The 17,043-nt window shown below is 49.4% G+C and carries 16 protein-coding genes; 10 read left to right on the top strand and 6 right to left on the bottom strand.

Translation table 11 applies throughout. The features are described from left to right. Positions 1 to 10 precede the first annotated feature (10 nt). From ACLJTG_RS18490 to hypT, 5 genes are all read left to right on the top strand, one after another. Positions 11 to 1,195 carry a YbfB/YjiJ family MFS transporter gene (locus tag ACLJTG_RS18490; RefSeq protein WP_198898367.1) on the top strand — a complete coding sequence of 395 codons (1,185 nt, stop codon included), beginning with the start codon at positions 11 to 13 and terminating at the stop codon, positions 1,193 to 1,195. Between the two features lie 872 nt (positions 1,196 to 2,067). Further along, entirely contained in the window at positions 2,068 to 2,739 is a 672-nt protein-coding gene (locus tag ACLJTG_RS18485; RefSeq protein ID WP_000068750.1) for a nucleoside recognition domain-containing protein, read from the top strand. Then, positions 2,736 to 3,197: a YjiG family protein gene (locus tag ACLJTG_RS18480; protein ID WP_000211979.1), complete on the top strand. Its 462-nt coding sequence runs from the start codon at positions 2,736 to 2,738 to the stop codon at positions 3,195 to 3,197. The genes ACLJTG_RS18485 and ACLJTG_RS18480 overlap by 4 nt, the downstream gene beginning before the upstream one ends. 12 nt (positions 3,198 to 3,209) lie before the next feature. Then, on the top strand, positions 3,210 to 4,382 hold the full coding sequence (gene iadA, locus ACLJTG_RS18475; RefSeq protein ID WP_001113057.1) for a beta-aspartyl-peptidase: 1,173 nt from the start codon (positions 3,210 to 3,212) through the stop codon (positions 4,380 to 4,382). A gap of 118 nt (positions 4,383 to 4,500) precedes the next feature. Continuing rightward, positions 4,501 to 5,409, top strand: a complete 909-nt coding sequence (hypT, locus tag ACLJTG_RS18470) for a hypochlorite stress DNA-binding transcriptional regulator HypT (protein ID WP_000383511.1) — start codon at positions 4,501 to 4,503, stop codon at positions 5,407 to 5,409. Positions 5,410 to 5,414: 5 nt separating this feature from the next. Here the strand turns inward: hypT and ACLJTG_RS18465 are convergent, their stop codons facing one another. Then, complete coding sequence (locus tag ACLJTG_RS18465; protein ID WP_198898368.1) at positions 5,415 to 6,149, bottom strand: amino acid racemase; 735 nt, start codon at positions 6,147 to 6,149, stop codon at positions 5,415 to 5,417. A 238-nt stretch (positions 6,150 to 6,387) separates the two neighbouring features. Further along, positions 6,388 to 6,918: an Hcp family type VI secretion system effector gene (locus tag ACLJTG_RS18460; protein WP_000907670.1), complete on the bottom strand. Its 531-nt coding sequence runs from the start codon at positions 6,916 to 6,918 to the stop codon at positions 6,388 to 6,390. Between the two features lie 717 nt (positions 6,919 to 7,635). Here ACLJTG_RS18460 and trpS point away from each other — a divergent pair. After that, positions 7,636 to 8,649 carry a tryptophan--tRNA ligase gene (gene trpS / locus ACLJTG_RS18455; protein ID WP_001094611.1) on the top strand — a complete coding sequence of 338 codons (1,014 nt, stop codon included), beginning with the start codon at positions 7,636 to 7,638 and terminating at the stop codon, positions 8,647 to 8,649. Here trpS and uxuR read toward each other — a convergent pair whose 3' ends face one another. After that, positions 8,650 to 9,423 (bottom strand): Uxu operon transcriptional regulator, encoded by a 774-nt coding sequence (gene uxuR, locus ACLJTG_RS18450; protein ID WP_000841654.1) that lies wholly within the window; start codon positions 9,421 to 9,423, stop codon positions 8,650 to 8,652. Positions 9,424 to 9,772: 349 nt separating this feature from the next. On the opposite strand from uxuR, the gene ACLJTG_RS18445 reads away from it, so the two are divergent. After that, positions 9,773 to 10,447 carry a dienelactone hydrolase family protein gene (locus ACLJTG_RS18445; protein ID WP_198898369.1) on the top strand — a complete coding sequence of 225 codons (675 nt, stop codon included), beginning with the start codon at positions 9,773 to 9,775 and terminating at the stop codon, positions 10,445 to 10,447. On the opposite strand, the gene ACLJTG_RS18440 is transcribed toward ACLJTG_RS18445, so the two are convergent. The 3 genes from ACLJTG_RS18440 to ACLJTG_RS18430 all read right to left on the bottom strand — a co-directional run bounded on the left by ACLJTG_RS18440 (position 10,444) and on the right by ACLJTG_RS18430 (position 12,980). Next, a complete protein-coding gene (locus tag ACLJTG_RS18440; protein WP_001654330.1) occupies positions 10,444 to 10,905 on the bottom strand; it encodes a DUF302 domain-containing protein in 462 nt (153 codons plus the stop codon). The genes ACLJTG_RS18445 and ACLJTG_RS18440 overlap by 4 nt on opposite strands. 204 nt (positions 10,906 to 11,109) lie before the next feature. Next, complete coding sequence (locus ACLJTG_RS18435) at positions 11,110 to 12,021, bottom strand: STM4504/CBY_0614 family protein (protein WP_198898370.1); 912 nt, start codon at positions 12,019 to 12,021, stop codon at positions 11,110 to 11,112. A gap of 350 nt (positions 12,022 to 12,371) precedes the next feature. Further along, a complete protein-coding gene (locus ACLJTG_RS18430) occupies positions 12,372 to 12,980 on the bottom strand; it encodes a DUF1062 domain-containing protein (protein WP_021001100.1) in 609 nt (202 codons plus the stop codon). A 487-nt stretch (positions 12,981 to 13,467) separates the two neighbouring features. Here ACLJTG_RS18430 and ACLJTG_RS18425 point away from each other — a divergent pair, with 487 nt between their 5' ends. From ACLJTG_RS18425 to ACLJTG_RS18415, 3 genes are all read left to right on the top strand, one after another. Then, positions 13,468 to 13,725 carry a YjhX family toxin gene (locus ACLJTG_RS18425; protein WP_001054381.1) on the top strand — a complete coding sequence of 86 codons (258 nt, stop codon included), beginning with the start codon at positions 13,468 to 13,470 and terminating at the stop codon, positions 13,723 to 13,725. A 4-nt stretch (positions 13,726 to 13,729) separates the two neighbouring features. Beyond that, positions 13,730 to 15,361, top strand: a complete 1,632-nt coding sequence (locus ACLJTG_RS18420) for a class I SAM-dependent methyltransferase (RefSeq protein ID WP_077913656.1) — start codon at positions 13,730 to 13,732, stop codon at positions 15,359 to 15,361. Positions 15,362 to 15,919: 558 nt separating this feature from the next. After that, on the top strand, positions 15,920 to 16,636 hold the full coding sequence (locus ACLJTG_RS18415; protein WP_000532939.1) for a YebC/PmpR family DNA-binding transcriptional regulator: 717 nt from the start codon (positions 15,920 to 15,922) through the stop codon (positions 16,634 to 16,636). Positions 16,637 to 17,043: the final 407 nt, after the last annotated feature.

The raw sequence follows: 17,043 nt of genomic DNA, 5'->3' as shown, positions 1-17,043 counted from the left end.
GAGAAAAACCATGGTTCATGCTCAGAGCGCTTCACCTCGCCATCCCATTTTTACGGCGCTTTTCGGTATGGTGGTATTGACGCTGGGGATGGGAGTTGGCCGCTTTCTGTATACGCCCATGCTGCCGGTAATGCTGGCGGAAAAGCAGCTAACGTTTAATCAGCTCTCCTGGATTGCCAGCGCCAATTATGCAGGGTACCTGGCGGGAAGCTTACTGTTTTCCTTTGGCCTTTTTCATCTCCCCTCTCGTCTACGCCCCATGCTGCTGGCTTCGGCGGTCGCCACCGGTATTCTTATTCTGTCTATGGCGATATTTACTCAGCCCACGGTCGTCATGTTGGTGCGCTTCCTGGCAGGCGTCGCGAGTGCGGGAATGATGATTTTTGGATCAATGATTGTGTTGCATCATACCCGCCATCCGTTTGTGATCGCCGCGCTCTTTTCCGGCGTCGGGGCCGGGATTGCACTGGGCAACGAATATGTCATTGGCGGTTTACATTATGCGCTTTCGGCCCATTCGCTATGGCTGGGGGCTGGGGCGCTCGCCGGTATATTGCTATTAATCGTGGTAATATTGATTCCCCCCCGCGCTCATGCGCTGCCGCCTGCGCCCTTAGCAAGAATCGAAAATCAGCCTATGCCCTGGTGGCAACTGGCGCTGTTGTACGGTTTCGCCGGATTCGGCTACATCATTGTCGCTACCTATTTGCCGCTGATGGCGAAAAGCGCGGGCTCTCCGCTACTCACGGCGCACCTTTGGTCGTTGGTCGGCCTGGCGATCATTCCCGGCTGCTTCGGCTGGCTGTGGGCGGCAAAACATTGGGGCGTCCTGCCATGCCTGACCGCGAACCTGTTGATCCAGAGCGCCTGCGTGCTGCTGTCTCTCGCCAGCGACTCATTGTTGCTGTTAATACTGAGCAGTATTGGTTTTGGCGCCACGTTTATGGGCACAACCTCGCTGGTGATGCCGCTTGCCCGACAACTCAGCGCGCCGGGCAATATTAATTTGTTAGGCCTGGTGACGCTAACGTATGGTATTGGGCAAATTCTCGGTCCGCTCGCCGCCAGTCTGTCAGGCAATGGCGCGTCGGCAATTATCAACGCCACGCTTTGCGGTGCCGCGGCGCTCTTTTTTGCCGCGCTGATCAGCGCCGCGCAGCAGATAAAACAAAAACGGTTTGTGATACGTGAATAAGCGGTAGAGTAAACCCGCGCTATCCGCACCGGGTTGTATCTTTAACTCTATTCGCGGCGCAATGCGGATCTGTTTTTAATAGCACATCCTCAACACGTTATTTCAAGGTAAAGATGCCACTAAAAACTATACTTATTCTATGGTTTTTAGTGCTATCAATCTGCCTATTATTTTATATACCCTTCATACTTCAAGTGGCTTATGTGTTGGCTACGGATTACCCGGCCCATCCATGGGCCTCGCCCTGACGGGCCGTTGCTCCCCCCAGTCACATCGTTATCTATGCTCCTGGGAACTCACTCCCTTGCCGCCTTTACGCAACTCGAATTATTTTGGCTATATATTCCATTATGATGATTATCGCTTCCTCTCAAATCATCACAATTATAAATAAATCACATCATGAAATTAATTCGATTATTCGTTTTTTATTACCTGCCCGTAGGATTCTTAGGGCGCAAGCTGACCTATCAGCGGCTACTGACCTGACCGTGACAATTCCTCTTAAGGCGTGAAAAATTACAGTAAAAAAGTAAAATTTAGGTTAAAAAATCCTATTTTTTAACAACGATAATTAAGTGGCGTGAAATTGACTAACGTCAAATTTATTTCTCCTTTTTTCCTGCTCCCAGCTCCGGCCTGCGTCAACACCTGTTTCTTTGCTTTTTTACCTCGCGTTATACCGTCCACGGTTCCCCGCGCCTCCGGCAGTAGCGAGGATGGTGATTTTTCGCGCTGCTATGCAAGAAACGCATAGCACGATACATACTTGCATTTTGTCCTTACCCTTATGGCTGATAAGGTCTTTCTGTTTCGGGCTTTTTGGCCTGTGGCTACAACCAACACATCATCAAAAAAATTCGGGGATCGCTATGGCGCAACAAGTGGACGGGGCGGCCATGCCGCTTGATACAGAAAAGGTCGGGATAAAGGGATACCTGGCGTTTTTTCTCACCATTATTTTCTTTTCCGGCGTATTTTCCGGAAGCGAAGGCTGGTGGCGCGTTTTTGATTTTACCGTACTCAACGGGTCATTCGGTCATGTGACCGGTACGCAGACCTTTCGCGGCGCGGGCGGAACGGGCGCGAAAGATGGCTTCCTTTTTGCGCTGGAGCTGGCGCCGTCGGTTATCCTTTCTCTGGGTATCATCGCGATTACGGATGGACTGGGCGGTCTGCGGGCGGCACAGCAACTGATGACGCCCATCCTGAAACCGTTGCTTGGCATTCCCGGTATTTGCTCACTGGCGCTGATCGCCAACCTGCAAAATACCGACGCCGCGGCGGGTATGACCAAAGAACTGGCGCAGGAAGGCGAAATCACTGAACGCGATAAAGTGATTTTTGCCGCCTGGCAGACCAGCGGCAGCGCTATTATCACCAACTATTTCTCCTCCGGCGTTGCGGTATTCGCCTTTCTGGGAACGTCAGTCATCATTCCGCTGGTGGTCATTCTGCTATTCAAATTTATCGGCGCAAACCTTTTGCGCATCTGGATTAACATCGAAGAACGCCGTCACCCTGCGCAAGGAGCCCAATCATGACGACTCAGGTACGTAAGAATGTCATGGATATGTTTATCGATGGCGCACGCCGCGGTTTTACCATCGCCACGACCAACCTGTTACCCAATGTGGTCATGGCATTTGTCATTATTCAGGCGCTGAAAATTACCGGTCTGCTCGACTGGGTAGGCCATATCTGCCAGCCCGTGATGGCGTTGTGGGGGCTTCCCGGCGAAGCGGCTACGGTGCTTCTGGCTTCGCTGATGAGTATGGGCGGCGCCGTTGGCGTGGCGGCCAGTCTGGCTACCGCCGGCGCGCTAAGCGGCCACGATGTTACCGTACTACTGCCAGCCATTTACCTGATGGGAAACCCGGTACAGAATGTCGGCCGCTGTCTCGGTACTGCCGAAGTCAACGCCAAATATTACCCGCATATTATCGCAGTCTGCGCCATCAATGCGCTGCTGTCGATCTGGGTCATGCAGCTTATTGTTTAATAAGGAGTTATCATGCCTGATTTATCCGCCGCGGAGTTTACCTTATTACAGGGTGCGCACCTGTTTGCGCCAGAAGACCGGGGCATCTGCGATGTTCTACTCGCGAATGGCAAAATTATTGCCGTCGGCGCTGACATCCCCGGCGATATCGTACCGGACTGTGCGGTGATTAATCTTAGCGGCCGTATGCTGTGCCCGGGCTTTATCGACCAACACGTTCATCTGATCGGCGGCGGCGGCGAAGCGGGGCCGACGACGCGGACGCCGGAAGTCTCCCTGAGCCGCCTGACGGAAGCCGGGATAACAACGGTCGTCGGTCTGCTTGGCACCGACTCCGTCAGCCGTCATCCCGCGTCGCTGTTAGCCAAAACGCGAGCGCTAAATGAGGAGGGGATCACCGCCTGGATGCTCACGGGCGCTTATCACGTTCCGTCGCCGACCATTACTGGCTCGGTAGAAAAAGACGTCGCGCTGATCGACCGCGTCATTGGCGTGAAATGCGCAGTCTCCGACCACCGTTCCGCCGCGCCCAGCGGGAATCAACTCGCCAGCATGGCCGCCGAATCACGCGTTGGCGGCCTGCTGGGCGGTAAACCCGGTGTCAGCGTTTTTCATATGGGCAGCAGCAAAAAAGGGTTACAGCCGCTGTATGACATTCTGGAAAATAGCGACGTGCCGATCGGCAAACTACTGCCTACCCACGTCAACCGTAGCGAATCTCTTTTCGAGCAGGCGCTGGCGTTTGCGCTTAAAGGCGGCGTGATCGACATTACCACCAGTATCCCGGATCCCGTCGCGCCGGCGGAGGGCATTGCCAGAGCGGTAAAAGCCGGCGTCCCGCTTTCCCGGGTGACGCTCAGTTCAGACGGTAACGGCAGCCAGCCGCTATTTGACGCTGCCGGAAATCTGACGGGCATCGGCGTCGCGGGCTTCGAAAGTTTGCTGGAGACGTTGCAGACGCTGGTTAATCACTACGGATTCAGCCTGACCGATGCTCTGCGTCCGCTGACGACCAGCGTAGCCGCCTTCCTCAGTCTGGACGGCAAAGGCGAAATCCGTCCCGGTAACGATGCGGATCTGCTCGTCTTTAGCGCAGATTTACGTATTGAGCAGGTGTATGCGCGCGGCAAACGCATGGTCAATGAGGGGAAAGCCTGCGTAAAAGGTACCTTTGAACCGGCGTAATTCCCGCTAGTTTCAGGCTGCCCCATCACGGCATTCTGAAAGAGGACGGGATAAGCGGTTGTCAGCCGCCCGAATGGACGTAGAATGCCCCTTCGGGCGGCTGACAGGATAACGGTAAATGGATGTAACTGGAGCAGGTTTGCACAATATTGAGACAAAATGGCTGTATGATTTTCTGACGCTGGAAAAGTGCCGCAATTTCTCTCAGGCCGCCATTATCCGCAACGTATCGCAACCCGCTTTTAGCCGGCGGATTCGCGCCCTGGAACATGCCGTGGGCGTTGAACTGTTTAACCGACAGGTCTCGCCGCTACAGCTTTCCGAACAGGGTAAAATCTTTCACTCCCAGGTTCGCCACCTGTTACAGCAGCTGGAAAGTAATCTGACCGAACTGCGCGGCGGCAGCGATTATACGCTGCGTAAAATCAAGATTGCCGCCGCCCACTCGCTCTCCCTCGGCCTGTTGCCGACCATCGTTAAGCAGATGCCGACGCAGTTTACCTACGCCGTTGAGGCGATAGATGTCGACCAGGCGGTGGATATGTTACGTGAGGGGCAAAGCGATTTTATCTTTTCTTATCACGATGAAAACCTGCAACAAGCGCCGTTTGATAACATCCGCCTGTTTGAGTCGAGACTGTTTCCGGTTTGCGCCAACAATGGCCGGGGCGAGCCGCGCTATACGCTTGAGCAGCCGCACTTTCCCCTGCTTAATTACAGTCAGAACTCCTATATGGGCCGGCTGATAAATCGTACCCTGACTCGCCATGCTGAACTGAGTTTCAGTACATTTTTCGTCTCTTCGATGAGTGAATTGTTAAAACAGGTTGCGATGGACGGCTGCGGAATCGCCTGGTTGCCCGAGTATGCTATCCGTCAGGAGATTACCGACGGGCGCCTGATAGTGCTTGATGCCGACGAACTGGTTATCCCGATCCAGGCTTATGCTTATCGCATGAATACCCGCATGAGTCAGGTAGCCGAAACATTTTGGCGCAACCTGCGTGGGCTTCAGGCCGCGCTGTAAACACATCAGGCGGTAAGGCGTTGTTCCCCGGTCAAAGAGGCGCGGGTGTCTGGCCAGGACTCATACCAACGAATCGCCGCGCGCACCAGCGACGCTGTGGAATCAATCATCGGGCACGCTATCGCGCGTTCATGTCCGGCCACAATAAGCGGAATTTCGGTACACCCCATAATAATTGCCTGAGCGCCACGGGCAATAAGGCTATCGATTTGCGGCAGCAGCAGCGCTTGCGCCGCAATTTTATCGCCACGTTTAAGCGTATAAATAGCCTGCATTACCAACGCCTGCCCCGCGTCTTCTGGCTGAATTAACGTCAGCCCCCGCGCCAGCGCTTTCTTTTGATATAACCCGGTCGCCAGCGTCGCATTGGTCGCCAGCAGACCAACGTGCCGCGCCGATGGCGGAATATCCCCCAGGGTAGCGTCCAGGATGCTGATCATTCGCGCTTTCGCGACGTTCTGTAAATCATCAAACCAATAATGCGCAGTGTTGCATGGGATAACGATACACTCCGCCCCGGCGTCTTCCAGCATATGCAGATAACGCTCCAGATAACGGTATGGCGAAGGCCCGCCGGATAACAGACATGCTGTACGATCGGGAATATCAGGGATAGAGCTGACAATGAGCGGGATGTGTTGTTGATCACAACTGGCATGTCGCAATTCAACAAATTTTTCCAACATATCCGCCGTTGCCGCAGGTCCCATCCCCCCCAGTATCCCAATGGTGTGTTTCATCGCTTTTCCCGCTTATTTACGTCAAGGTCAGAAACACACTATCAACTTGATGTGTATATAAAAAATGCCGTTTTATTAGCGGCTATGCGTAAAAATCATAACGGGTGTAAGGGCCATGCGTTATCGCCTTTTCAGGCAATCGATTGGTTACATGTACGCTCATCGACCTTCGCAAGCCGCTAAATGCCATTTCGCTATACAGCATCGCCCACTGCGAGTCCGCAAACTTGTTTTGTCCTCATCGCCACAGCGCCTGTCGGTGAAGGGGCCGCCGTGTTTTGCTTTTCGACGCTAATGCGGGAATATCCCAGCGAATATGGCTATAAACCAAATCCACGGTCTCCGTGGCGCTGCCTTCGGCGTCGCCATGATTGCTCATGCGTGAAATTCGCACATTGGTGAGCGTATAAATAATAAATGGCAGCATTGCGCCCTTATCACGACGGCATAATGTCAGCACGCCTTCTTTCACCGTTTTCCCGTTACAATAGTGCTCATAGAGGCCTAGTGTAGCAAGATCGACTGGCTTTGTCAGCGTCAACCCTCCAATATATGTCCCTCTCGCTTCGCCGGACTCCCGTTTCGTCGGGTTGTGGTTGTAAGCAATAAGTTTTATTTGGTTTTCAAAACCTTTGATCCGGCTTTCGCCTTCAATACCGTCCAGTTTTAAATAGATGGCGTCCATCCCCCCTCCGTGATTATCATGCGGCAAAGCAGGCTGACAAGGACGGAACGCCAACAATGAAAGAACGTTCCATTTTCCAGCCATTTCGTTGGTGTCTCTGTATACCAGATTAAATACCGACAATCTGCTATAACTGGATTCTTGCTAAATACCTTCTGCCATCAACAATCCATTTTACAATAGCGCTACTGACCTGAAATCTATTACGCCAGGCATTCAAGCATCGTTTCCTGAATAACCATAGCCGCTATAAGAACCATATCAAAAAAGAAATATCAATATCATTTCTTATTTTTATCCGAGAAATTACTTAATTACACCGAATCGGAATATAGACAATTCTTATTCCTTTTCACATCAATGGGTTTTTTAGACTTTTGTCATATCGAAAACAACCATTCCAATAGAACATATTTACTATGTGAATATATTTAATGTTTTTATCGCGCACAGTGTTATCACAGTAATAAATGATTTGCATCAAAAATGCGCCTTTCAGCGCCACGTATTTTTGGGCAGCAAATTATAAAATCGCGTTTCAAAGTCAGTAACATGTTCTCTGTTCAGGCGATATGACTTTATGCCCGGACGACACGCCTGCCGCTTTACCCTTACGTTTAGTCGTGATACGTTAGATCACATGAACACGAAACGATCCAACGCTACGCAACGTCATCTCCGCTGGTGGCTGCCTTCCTGAAGGCGGCACGGATCACTATCCCTTTTTAAGTAGCCGCCGAAAGGCGGCTACTGCGTTTCGGGACGTCTTTCGGCTTTACAGTAAGCATAAAGGAGTCCTTAATGAACACCCTTCCCATCATTCTGACTGGCGATCGCCCCACCGGCTCGCTGCACCTCGGCCATTATGTCGGTTCACTGCGCCAGCGCGTCGCGCTACAGCAGGATCACCAACAGTATGTCCTGATTGCCGACCTGCAGGGACTCACCGATAACGGCAGTAATCCGCAAAAAATCCGCGATAATATTCCGCAAGTGTTAGCTGACTATCTGGCCGTCGGCATCGATCCCGCGCTAACGACGATCTGCCTGCAATCCGCATTACCCGCCCTCGCTGAATTAACGGTGCTGTATATGAATATTGTTACCGTCGCCCGAGTGGAGCGTAATCCTACGGTAAAAAATGAGATTGCCCAAAAAGGCTTTACCCGTTCCCTGCCGGTCGGGTTCATGGCGTATCCCATTAGCCAGGCGGCAGATATCACCGCCTTTAAGGCCGAAATGGTACCGGTTGGCGACGACCAATTGCCCATGATTGAGCAAACGAATGAGATCGTTCATAAGATGAATAGTCTTTTCTCCTCGCCGGTATTGCGACCCTGTCAGGCGCTCCTGAGCGATACGGGTCGTCTGCCCGGCATTGACGGCAGCGCCAAGATGTCGAAATCGCTCGGCAATACCCTGCTTCTTTCCGCCAGCGAAGAGACCATCCACCGTGCGGTCAGCGCGATGTACACCGATCCCAATCATTTAAAAATTAGCGATCCGGGAAAAATAGAAGGTAACGTCGTCTTTACGTGGCTGGATGCGTTTCATCCGGATAAAGCCAAAGTCGCGGCGATGAAAGCACATTATCAACAAGGCGGATTAGGCGACCGTGTCTGTAAAAATGAGCTGGAGACCTGCCTGCAAGAACTGATCGCGCCCATACGCGAACGACGGGCAACCTTTATTGCGGATAAGGGAATGCTAATGGAATTGCTGAAAAAAGGTAGCGAGCGGGCGCATGAGGTCACTCAAAAGACGCTACAGGAAGTAAAACGTGGACTGGGTCTGCCCACGCTATTCCAGGTATAATCAGGCATCAACGTTGTCCAGCGGCCATGACTCAAACAGATAGCCATCAAAGTAGATGTCATCAACATTGGAAAACTCCAGCAGACGCTGCTTCACGTTTTCCAGGTGCTGCCACATCGCCAGCTTCGCTGCGCGGGCGTCTTTCTTAATTAACGCCGCGAGGATCTGCTTATGATCGACCAGCCACTCCTTACGGTAAAGCGTATCGCCCAGATGGCTATGAAGCTGGAGCCACATCGGATTATTTTCACGCCATTGCCAGGACTGACGGAAGAGCTCTACCAACATACTGTTATGGGTCGCTTCGGCAATGGCCAGATGAAACTGCATATCGCCGCTTTCTGAGCCGCCCGGCGCGCTGGAGGCGAGCTCTCGCTCTTCCAGTTGTAACGCCTGGCGCATTTTAATGATGTCTTCGCGGGTGGCCTGCAGAGCGGCAAATTCAGCGATATTGCTTTCCAGCAACTGACGCGCCTGTAACAGTTCAAACGGCCCGGCGTCATTACAGTGATTGACGTCAGCGCCTTCCATCTCGTTATTATCCGCACTGTCGAGCACGTAGATCCCGGCGCCGCGGCGGACTTCAACCAGACCTTTAATTTCCAGCATGATCAGCGCTTCACGCACGACGGTACGCGTCACATTGAGCCTCTCAGCGATCTCTCTTTCCGGCGGCAAGCGCTCCCCGGGGCGGTACGGCGTCTGCACAATCAGATCCCGTATCATTGCGCCCACTTCCTGGTAAGGTCTTTGCTGAGAAGTGTTTGATTTCATATTGGTCGTGCCCGTCCGATGCGATTTCCCGGTATCAGACTATAGCATTTGTAAAGAGGGATAGCACGCGTAGCACACCAAAAACGCGAAACTGGTCAACCAACAAAATAATAATGCGCCCCGTTTCGCTAATGAGGCCAGATGAAAGGAAAGGCAATAGACAATACACGACTGATGTTCCACCTTTAGCCCTGATGCCTGAACATGAACAGCATATTGGTTTACCAATATAAAATTTATCAACCAAAAATCAGGCCATAAAATGTGTCTGTACATTGACAGGAACAATGCCTCTGACATAGCGTGATCGGCGAAAATCCAGCCGCTCTCTTTGTATCAAAAACGCGTTATGATAAAAGACACCGTGTTTTTCGCCCCAGGCGTATCCGGGGGAAGCAACGCCTCCAGTTTGTCGAGCCGCCATCGCCGGGCAGCGATTATTCTGCATGAAATTTATGGTATTAACGCTCATATCCAACGCGCAGGCCATGAATGGATGACGCGCGGATTCGACATCTATATTCCCGCGCTGTTTCCTCACCATACCCCCTTTCGCTATAAACAGCAGGAGGAGGCTTACCGTCACTTTTCAGCAAATGTCGGCTTTGATCCCGCCGTCGTTACCACATTACTCCACGAGCTCAGAACGCAGTACGAGACGCTAATCGTCGTAGGATATAGCGTCGGCGCAACGCTCGCATGGCTAAGTGCAGCCAGTGGGTTATGTGATGGCGTCATTTGCTATTACGGTTCCCGTATACGCCAGTACCTTCATCTTGCGCCTCTCTGTCCGGCACTGGTTATTATCGCGCGTTATGAGCCGGCGTTTGATCCCCTCGCCATGCGACAGACGCTGGAAAAGCGCCCCCGGGTGCAGTGTAAAATGTACGATGCGCGGCACGGGTTCTGTGATGCTGATTGCGCCACCTTCGATGCCGCCTTATCTCATCAGGTAATGGACGATGTGAGCGCATTTATTCGCGACATCACCCGTGCAAACACATCGCCCGATTTTCAGCTTTAGTGGAGACTTTTTTCAACGAGCTGTTCCAGTTTTTTCAAAGCCTGTATGTCTGCGGCATCAAGACCATAACGTTGCAGCGTTTCAGCGGGATGATAACTGACTAACGTTCGCCCATCGGCTTGCTGGCTAATGAGCACCCGAAACGGTAAATCCAGCGCCAGTTCGGGATGCGCCAGCATGAGAGGCGTTCCGCCTTTAGGATTGCCAAAGACCAGAACCGTTGTCGGCGGCATTTTCAGGTTAACATTCTGTGCCGCTCTGGCATGATCAAATTCCCCAAATAACACCAGACCGTGATCGGCGACAGCGTGCATCAACCGCGCTCGGGTCTGCAAATAGTCATAAGCGCTGTAGGTTTTAACCATGGTTATCGCTCCATCCTCCGTTGCAAAGCCAGGCCTTATTAAGATTAACATCAGGGTTACCGCCAATAAAAAAGGCTTTAAAATAGTACTCATTCTTCTCTCTCCCTGACCCAATACCCATGAGTAAATGCGACACAGATGATATGCAGTTTAAAAATCAGTCATCGTACTGTACCCCTTATTATTGCACTGAACAGCTCATCACTAAAAAAACAGACGGCAGAACAAAAAATTCCGACGTCTGAACAAATTTAAATAACGATGATCCAGTCTGACTGAGCGACAGCGCGATCATTATTATGGCGCGACACCATCTTCTTCAGCCCGCTGGGTAAGAAAAAATATACTCCGCTCAGTAAGATAATAGATACTACAGGCCAACTCTTCAGAGATACGGAGCATCATTGCGTAGTGATGATGCGATTTTTCTTGCGCCATCGGCAGAAATATTTCTGACTCCAGCACGTTACTTAAAAAATGAAATTTATGTGCATATTCAGCAGATATAACGCCTCTCGCCATCAGATTAGTCATTAAGGTATTTAAACTATCTTGTTCATGATATACGATACCTTTTCTCTCATGAATTCTGAGAAGAACGCTTCTGAAGACTGCATGACATTCCTTTACGACACAGGCAAAATCATTAAGCATCAGGCGATTATACGCTTCCATAAGATCATATTCGACAAAGCCATACTCTCCAGGGGAGTACAAATAATAACATATGTTTTTAAGCCGTTTTATTCTGCGCAACCTTACAATTCTACCATTTTCATAGCGATATTTTAAACCATGCTCATGAAATATATTATTTAATTCACTAATCGCCTTATCCGGTTCTAACCCAAGCGTAACTTCATAGGTCCGAAGGTAGGTATCTATATAGTTAAAAGCAAGCTCAATGGTATCAATATGCTTTCTTTTATCATCTGTTTTTAATAACAGATTACTCATTTCATCCAGATATGACGTTGAATGCGCATATAAGGTGAATAAGCCATACTCTTTGCGCAACGTTTTACATATTCTTCGATAAACTTCGTCAGAATGACTATTATGATAGCAGTATAATGTCATATCATAAAAAGAGGAGCAATTCCCTAACGTATTAATAATCAATAAGATTATTTGCTCGCGTATTTCTAACGGAATATCTTCATATAACAGATCGCTATGCCTTAGTGAGTATGGTCTAAAGGTGTGCATTCCTCCCCCTGTAACCGCAACAGAAAAAATTACGCTATGAATAGCGTCACATTACTCTAATTCAGTGGTTCAGGTATTAATATCAGCTCAACAGTGAGTCATTTTTCTTATTTTTTAATGGTGTTGAGTGAATATTTATTTACTCTACAGATAATTGTAGCCCATCGCCCTTTGTCATTCTGCTGATCATCACTGGTGCGAAAATCTGGATTATCCATGGCATTCAGTCTTCACTGAATGCCACAGACAAGGGTTATTCAACTAAAGCTCACCTGTCCCTTAGTCCTTCTTTCATTCCGTTGCGTCGTTGCCATACCAGCACACTTAAACGTAAGGTGAGCTTATTGTTTTTATCGACGGGTCAGAACAATTCTTCGCCGGTCATACAGTGTTTCAACTGAGAGCTGCAAATCATATTTTGCATTCTTCAGTTTTCGCGATTTAAGCATTTTCACCGTGACGCCACTTATTTGCCCTGTTTCAATCCGTCTCTTGATTTCGGCTGCGCTTAACAGGAGTTGCTTCTTCAAAATCGACAGCAGGCTGACCTGAAAAGAACGGGAAATCCTGACGCTAACACTGACCTGCTTGTGGGAGGCGATACTGACCAGCCACCGTTCCTGAATGTGAAAATCAGGCTGCCCCGATAATTCAGCATTGTTTCGCTTCAGGATCGCGTTGTCATAAGCAAAATGTTGCACCGTGGCGGCATCATTCGCCATCAGTCGGCCATAAAGATCGCGGTTAATTTTGCTGACTGGCAGGCGCGAGAACAGGGAGATATTCCAGGTGTAATCGCAGTGTGTGCATTTATAGATACTCCAGACATCGAGTACCTTCTTTTGCGAATTAACCCGAAATGCCCCAGAAGGCGTGAAGTCCCGTTTTACGCTGCATGAAGGGCAACGTTTCGCTATGCGCTGATACCCCACAGGAGTGACAGTCCATATGACTTTCATAACGTACCTTTTTTAACCCATACAAAACCGGATCCGAACTCAGCGGACCATAAATGTTTGTGTATGAAAAATATTTAAGTGATATTTTTCAGCGGGTTAAAAAAAGATTTCCAACGCTACAACCCTGTCAACGGCCAAAAGATACGTCGAGACTATCAAAGCGGTCATTATCGGGTATATGAGTTTAATCAATATTCATTATGGTAATTGCGGGAGCTATTCATCTGATACGCTAAACGTCATGAGCCTCCCTTTGAGATCACACTTTTCACTCCCGGTTATTCACTTACAGAAATCAGGTGTTATCATTCACGACGTAAATACCTTTCAACTCAACCCGAGGCTTTGATGCTGGAGAATGTCATCATCTGATAATCAGTTACCCGACCTTTTCAGGCCGGACTGATTATCAATGCGCCGAAATCGAATGCGGACACTGCAGTGTGTTTGCACGTTTAGCCTATGATGATTAAACAGGTTCTTCAGTATGAATTTATCCCGTCAGGAACAACGTACCTTACACGTTCTCGCCAAAGGCGGACGCATTACGCACATCCGCGATGCGTCAGGCCGCGTCACCGCCGTTGAGTGCTATAGCCGCGAAGGGTTGTTGCTCGCCGATTGCACGCTCGCTGTATTCAAAAAACTCAAAACCAAAAAGCTGATCAAATCCGTTAACGGTCAGCCCTACCGCATTAATACAACCGGGCTGAACAGCGTTCGCGCCCAGCCTGATAATCGCTAAGGAGATGATGATGGATATCAGCGCCGTTATTTTTGCAACGCATCACATTCGGCTATTACCCGATGAAGGCAAAATCCCCTGGGACGAGCCAGCCTTCAGCCAACGCATGCTGGAAAATCATCTGTCGCAGGACCACGACTGGGCCAGCCGCCGGCTAACCGTGATTGAGCAACAGGTAACATGGATTACCCGTCAGTTACCCGCTGGCGCCCGCATTCTGGATCTCGGCTGTGGCCCCGGTTTTTATACCCGCCTGTTAGCGGAGCGTGGGTTTCACTGCACAGGCGTAGATTTCTCTCCGGCATCCATCACATGGGCTCGCCAGCAGGCGCAAGCCGCAAACCTGAATATTGACTACATTCAGCAGGATATTCGTACATACCACCCCACGGAACCTTTTGATTTCATTATGATGACGTTTGGGGAACTGAATGTCTTTAGCGCTGCTGATGCGCAAAGCCTCATCAGTCATTGCGCTCAGTGGTTGAAACCGGATGGCAAACTGCTTGTTGAAGTGCATACCTTCGATGAAGTTAAACGCCAGGGCATGGCGCAGCCAGGCTGGCAGCGTTGTCCGCACGGCCTGTTTCTTGCCGAGCCTCATCTGCTGTTAACGGAAAATGCCTGGGATGAAGAGGCCCAAACCAGCTCAACGCAGTTCTGGGCGATAGCGGAAAACGGCTGTACCACCCGTTTCGGCAGTCAAATGAAGGCCTGGCGCGATGATGAATATATCAGCCTGCTTGGTGATGCTGGCTTCACTGTGTTGCAGCGCCCGGACAGTCACACCTGGCCGGTCGGCGAGACTTTTGCAGGCAAGCTGTTTGCGCTGCTGGCTGAAAAAGCCCCTCCCGCTGAGGGAATCGCCCTCAGTAAAAGGAATAACCCAATGGATATCCCACGTATTTTTACCATTAGCGAAAGCGAACACCGTATCCATAATCCGTTTACAGCGGAAAAGTACGCCACACTGGGCCATGCGTTACGCATGAAGCCAGGCACGCGGATTCTCGATCTCGGTAGCGGTTCGGGTGAGATGCTCTGCACCTGGGCTCGCGATTACGGTGTTACAGGTACTGGCATTGATATAAGCCCGCTCTTCACCACACAGGCAAAACAACGTGCAGAAGAGCTCGGCGTCAGTGAATACGTACATTTTATTCATAACGACGCGGCCGGTTATATCGACGAGGAAAAATATGACGTGGCGGCCTGCGTAGGCGCTACCTGGATTGCGGGCGATGTCGCGGGGACAATAGATCTGCTGGCCAAAAGCCTCAAACCTGGCGGGATCATTCTCATCGGTGAACCGTACTGGCGTCAGATCCCCGCAACGGAAGAGATCGCCCACGCCTGTGGCGTCTCATCCGTCGCCGATTTTCGTCCCCTGCCCGAGCTGGTCGCCTTTTTCGACCAACTCGGCTATGACGTAGTGGAAATGGTGCTGGCGGACCCGCAAGGCTGGGACAGATATGAAGCCGCGAAGTGGATGACCATGCGCCGCTGGCTGGAGGAAAACCCTGACGATGAGTTTGCGCAAGAGGTTCGAACAGAACTGACGGTAGCCCCCAAACGTCACGTCACCTGGACGCGAGAATACTTTGGCTGGGGCGTATTTGCGTTAATCGCGCGATAACGTAAAGCAGGAGGTATAGCCTACAAGAGGTATACCTCCATTTAAAAGTATTCAACAAATTAACACGGCTCAAGGCGGGAATATATCGTCTTAGAGACTATCCCACCAGGCGTTATTGGCGCAGCCAGTTTGGACACGGACAGCGCGCAAAAACCGGAGCGTACACGTAGTACGTGAGGATTTTGAGCACTGCCCAGGTCCAAAATGGCAAGTAAAATAGCCCTAATGGGATAGGCTCTTAATTTCGCCATTAAGTTTCTGCCACAATATGTCGCAAGACGTGCAAGCGTTCCACCTCACCTGATGAGCGAAACCACCATCAATAAGACGTTATTGCTGCGATTCAATTATTAAAAATAAAAAAGAACCGGAAGAAAATTAGAAAATGACTTATCCATCATATTAGCCATTGTTAAAATCAAAGTAATCCCCCGTAAAAGCTGGATATTTTTATTTCTCATAGACGAGAATTTATATATTATGATATAATGCGGCAGAAAAACATGCAGGTTATTAACCTGCCATTAATGTAAATAATTCTTTGAGGAGATGTTTCCAGTGGGACGTAAATGGGCAAATATTGTTGCTAAAAAAACGGCTAAAGACGGTGCAACGTCCAAAGTATATGCAAAATTTGGTGTAGAAATCTATGCTGCGGCTAAACAAGGTGAACCAGACCCGGAATCAAACTCAGCTTTAAAATTCGTTATTGAACGTGCGAAACAAGCACAGGTTCCAAAACATGTTATTGATAAAGCCATTGATAAAGCCAAAGGTGGCGGAGATGAAACGTTCGTGCAAGGGCGTTATGAAGGCTTTGGACCAAATGGTTCAATGGTTATCGCTGAAACGTTGACGTCTAATGTTAACCGTACGATTGCTAATATCCGCACAATTTTTAATAAAAAAGGCGGGAATATCGGAGCGGCAGGTGCTGTCAGCTATATGTTTGACAATACTGGAGTGATTGTATTTAAAGGAACAGACCCTGACCATATTTTTGAAATTTTGCTTGATGCTGAAGTTGATGTTCGTGATGTAACCGAAGAAGAAGGAAACATCGTTATTTATACTGAAGCGACAGACCTGCACAAAGGAATTGCAGCGCTAAAAGCAGCTGGAATTACTGAATTTTCAACAACAGAATTAGAAATGATTGCTCAATCAGAAGTTGAACTTTCACCAGAAGATTTAGAAATCTTTGAAGGACTTGTTGATGCCCTTGAAGATGATGATGATGTGCAAAAAGTATATCATAACGTTGCAAACCTCTAATTATAAATTAAACAAATCTGTCTCTATGGCAGATTTGTTTAATTTATAAAGCTGTTATAAAAAAGTCTATCTGGCCAGATATATAGATTTTTAAATTTACGTGTCTTATCACGACCTGATCTGACACATAGCTTTGAAAGATTGAGAGTTACCGGTTTTGATATAGTGTCGAATCCTTATATAAAACATGAGGTAATTTTCATGTTTCATACGACGAATCCCGTCAGCAAGATAAGCAAAAGCCAACAATATCGGGCTACTTACAATCTCCCTGTGCTCTTTAAGATGCCGCGCCTCATAAATTCCGCTTGCGCTCATGATGGCTCATCTTGTAAATAGACCCGTTTTAGTTCCAGGCATTTTTTGAGATCCCGGCCAAATGATTGTGTTGCCGATATTCCTCCGGC

The organism is Salmonella sp. SAL00672, from assembly GCF_046552175.1.
GTDB lineage: Bacteria > Pseudomonadota > Gammaproteobacteria > Enterobacterales > Enterobacteriaceae > Salmonella > Salmonella enterica.
This window is presented reverse-complemented; position numbering and strand designations above follow the sequence as displayed.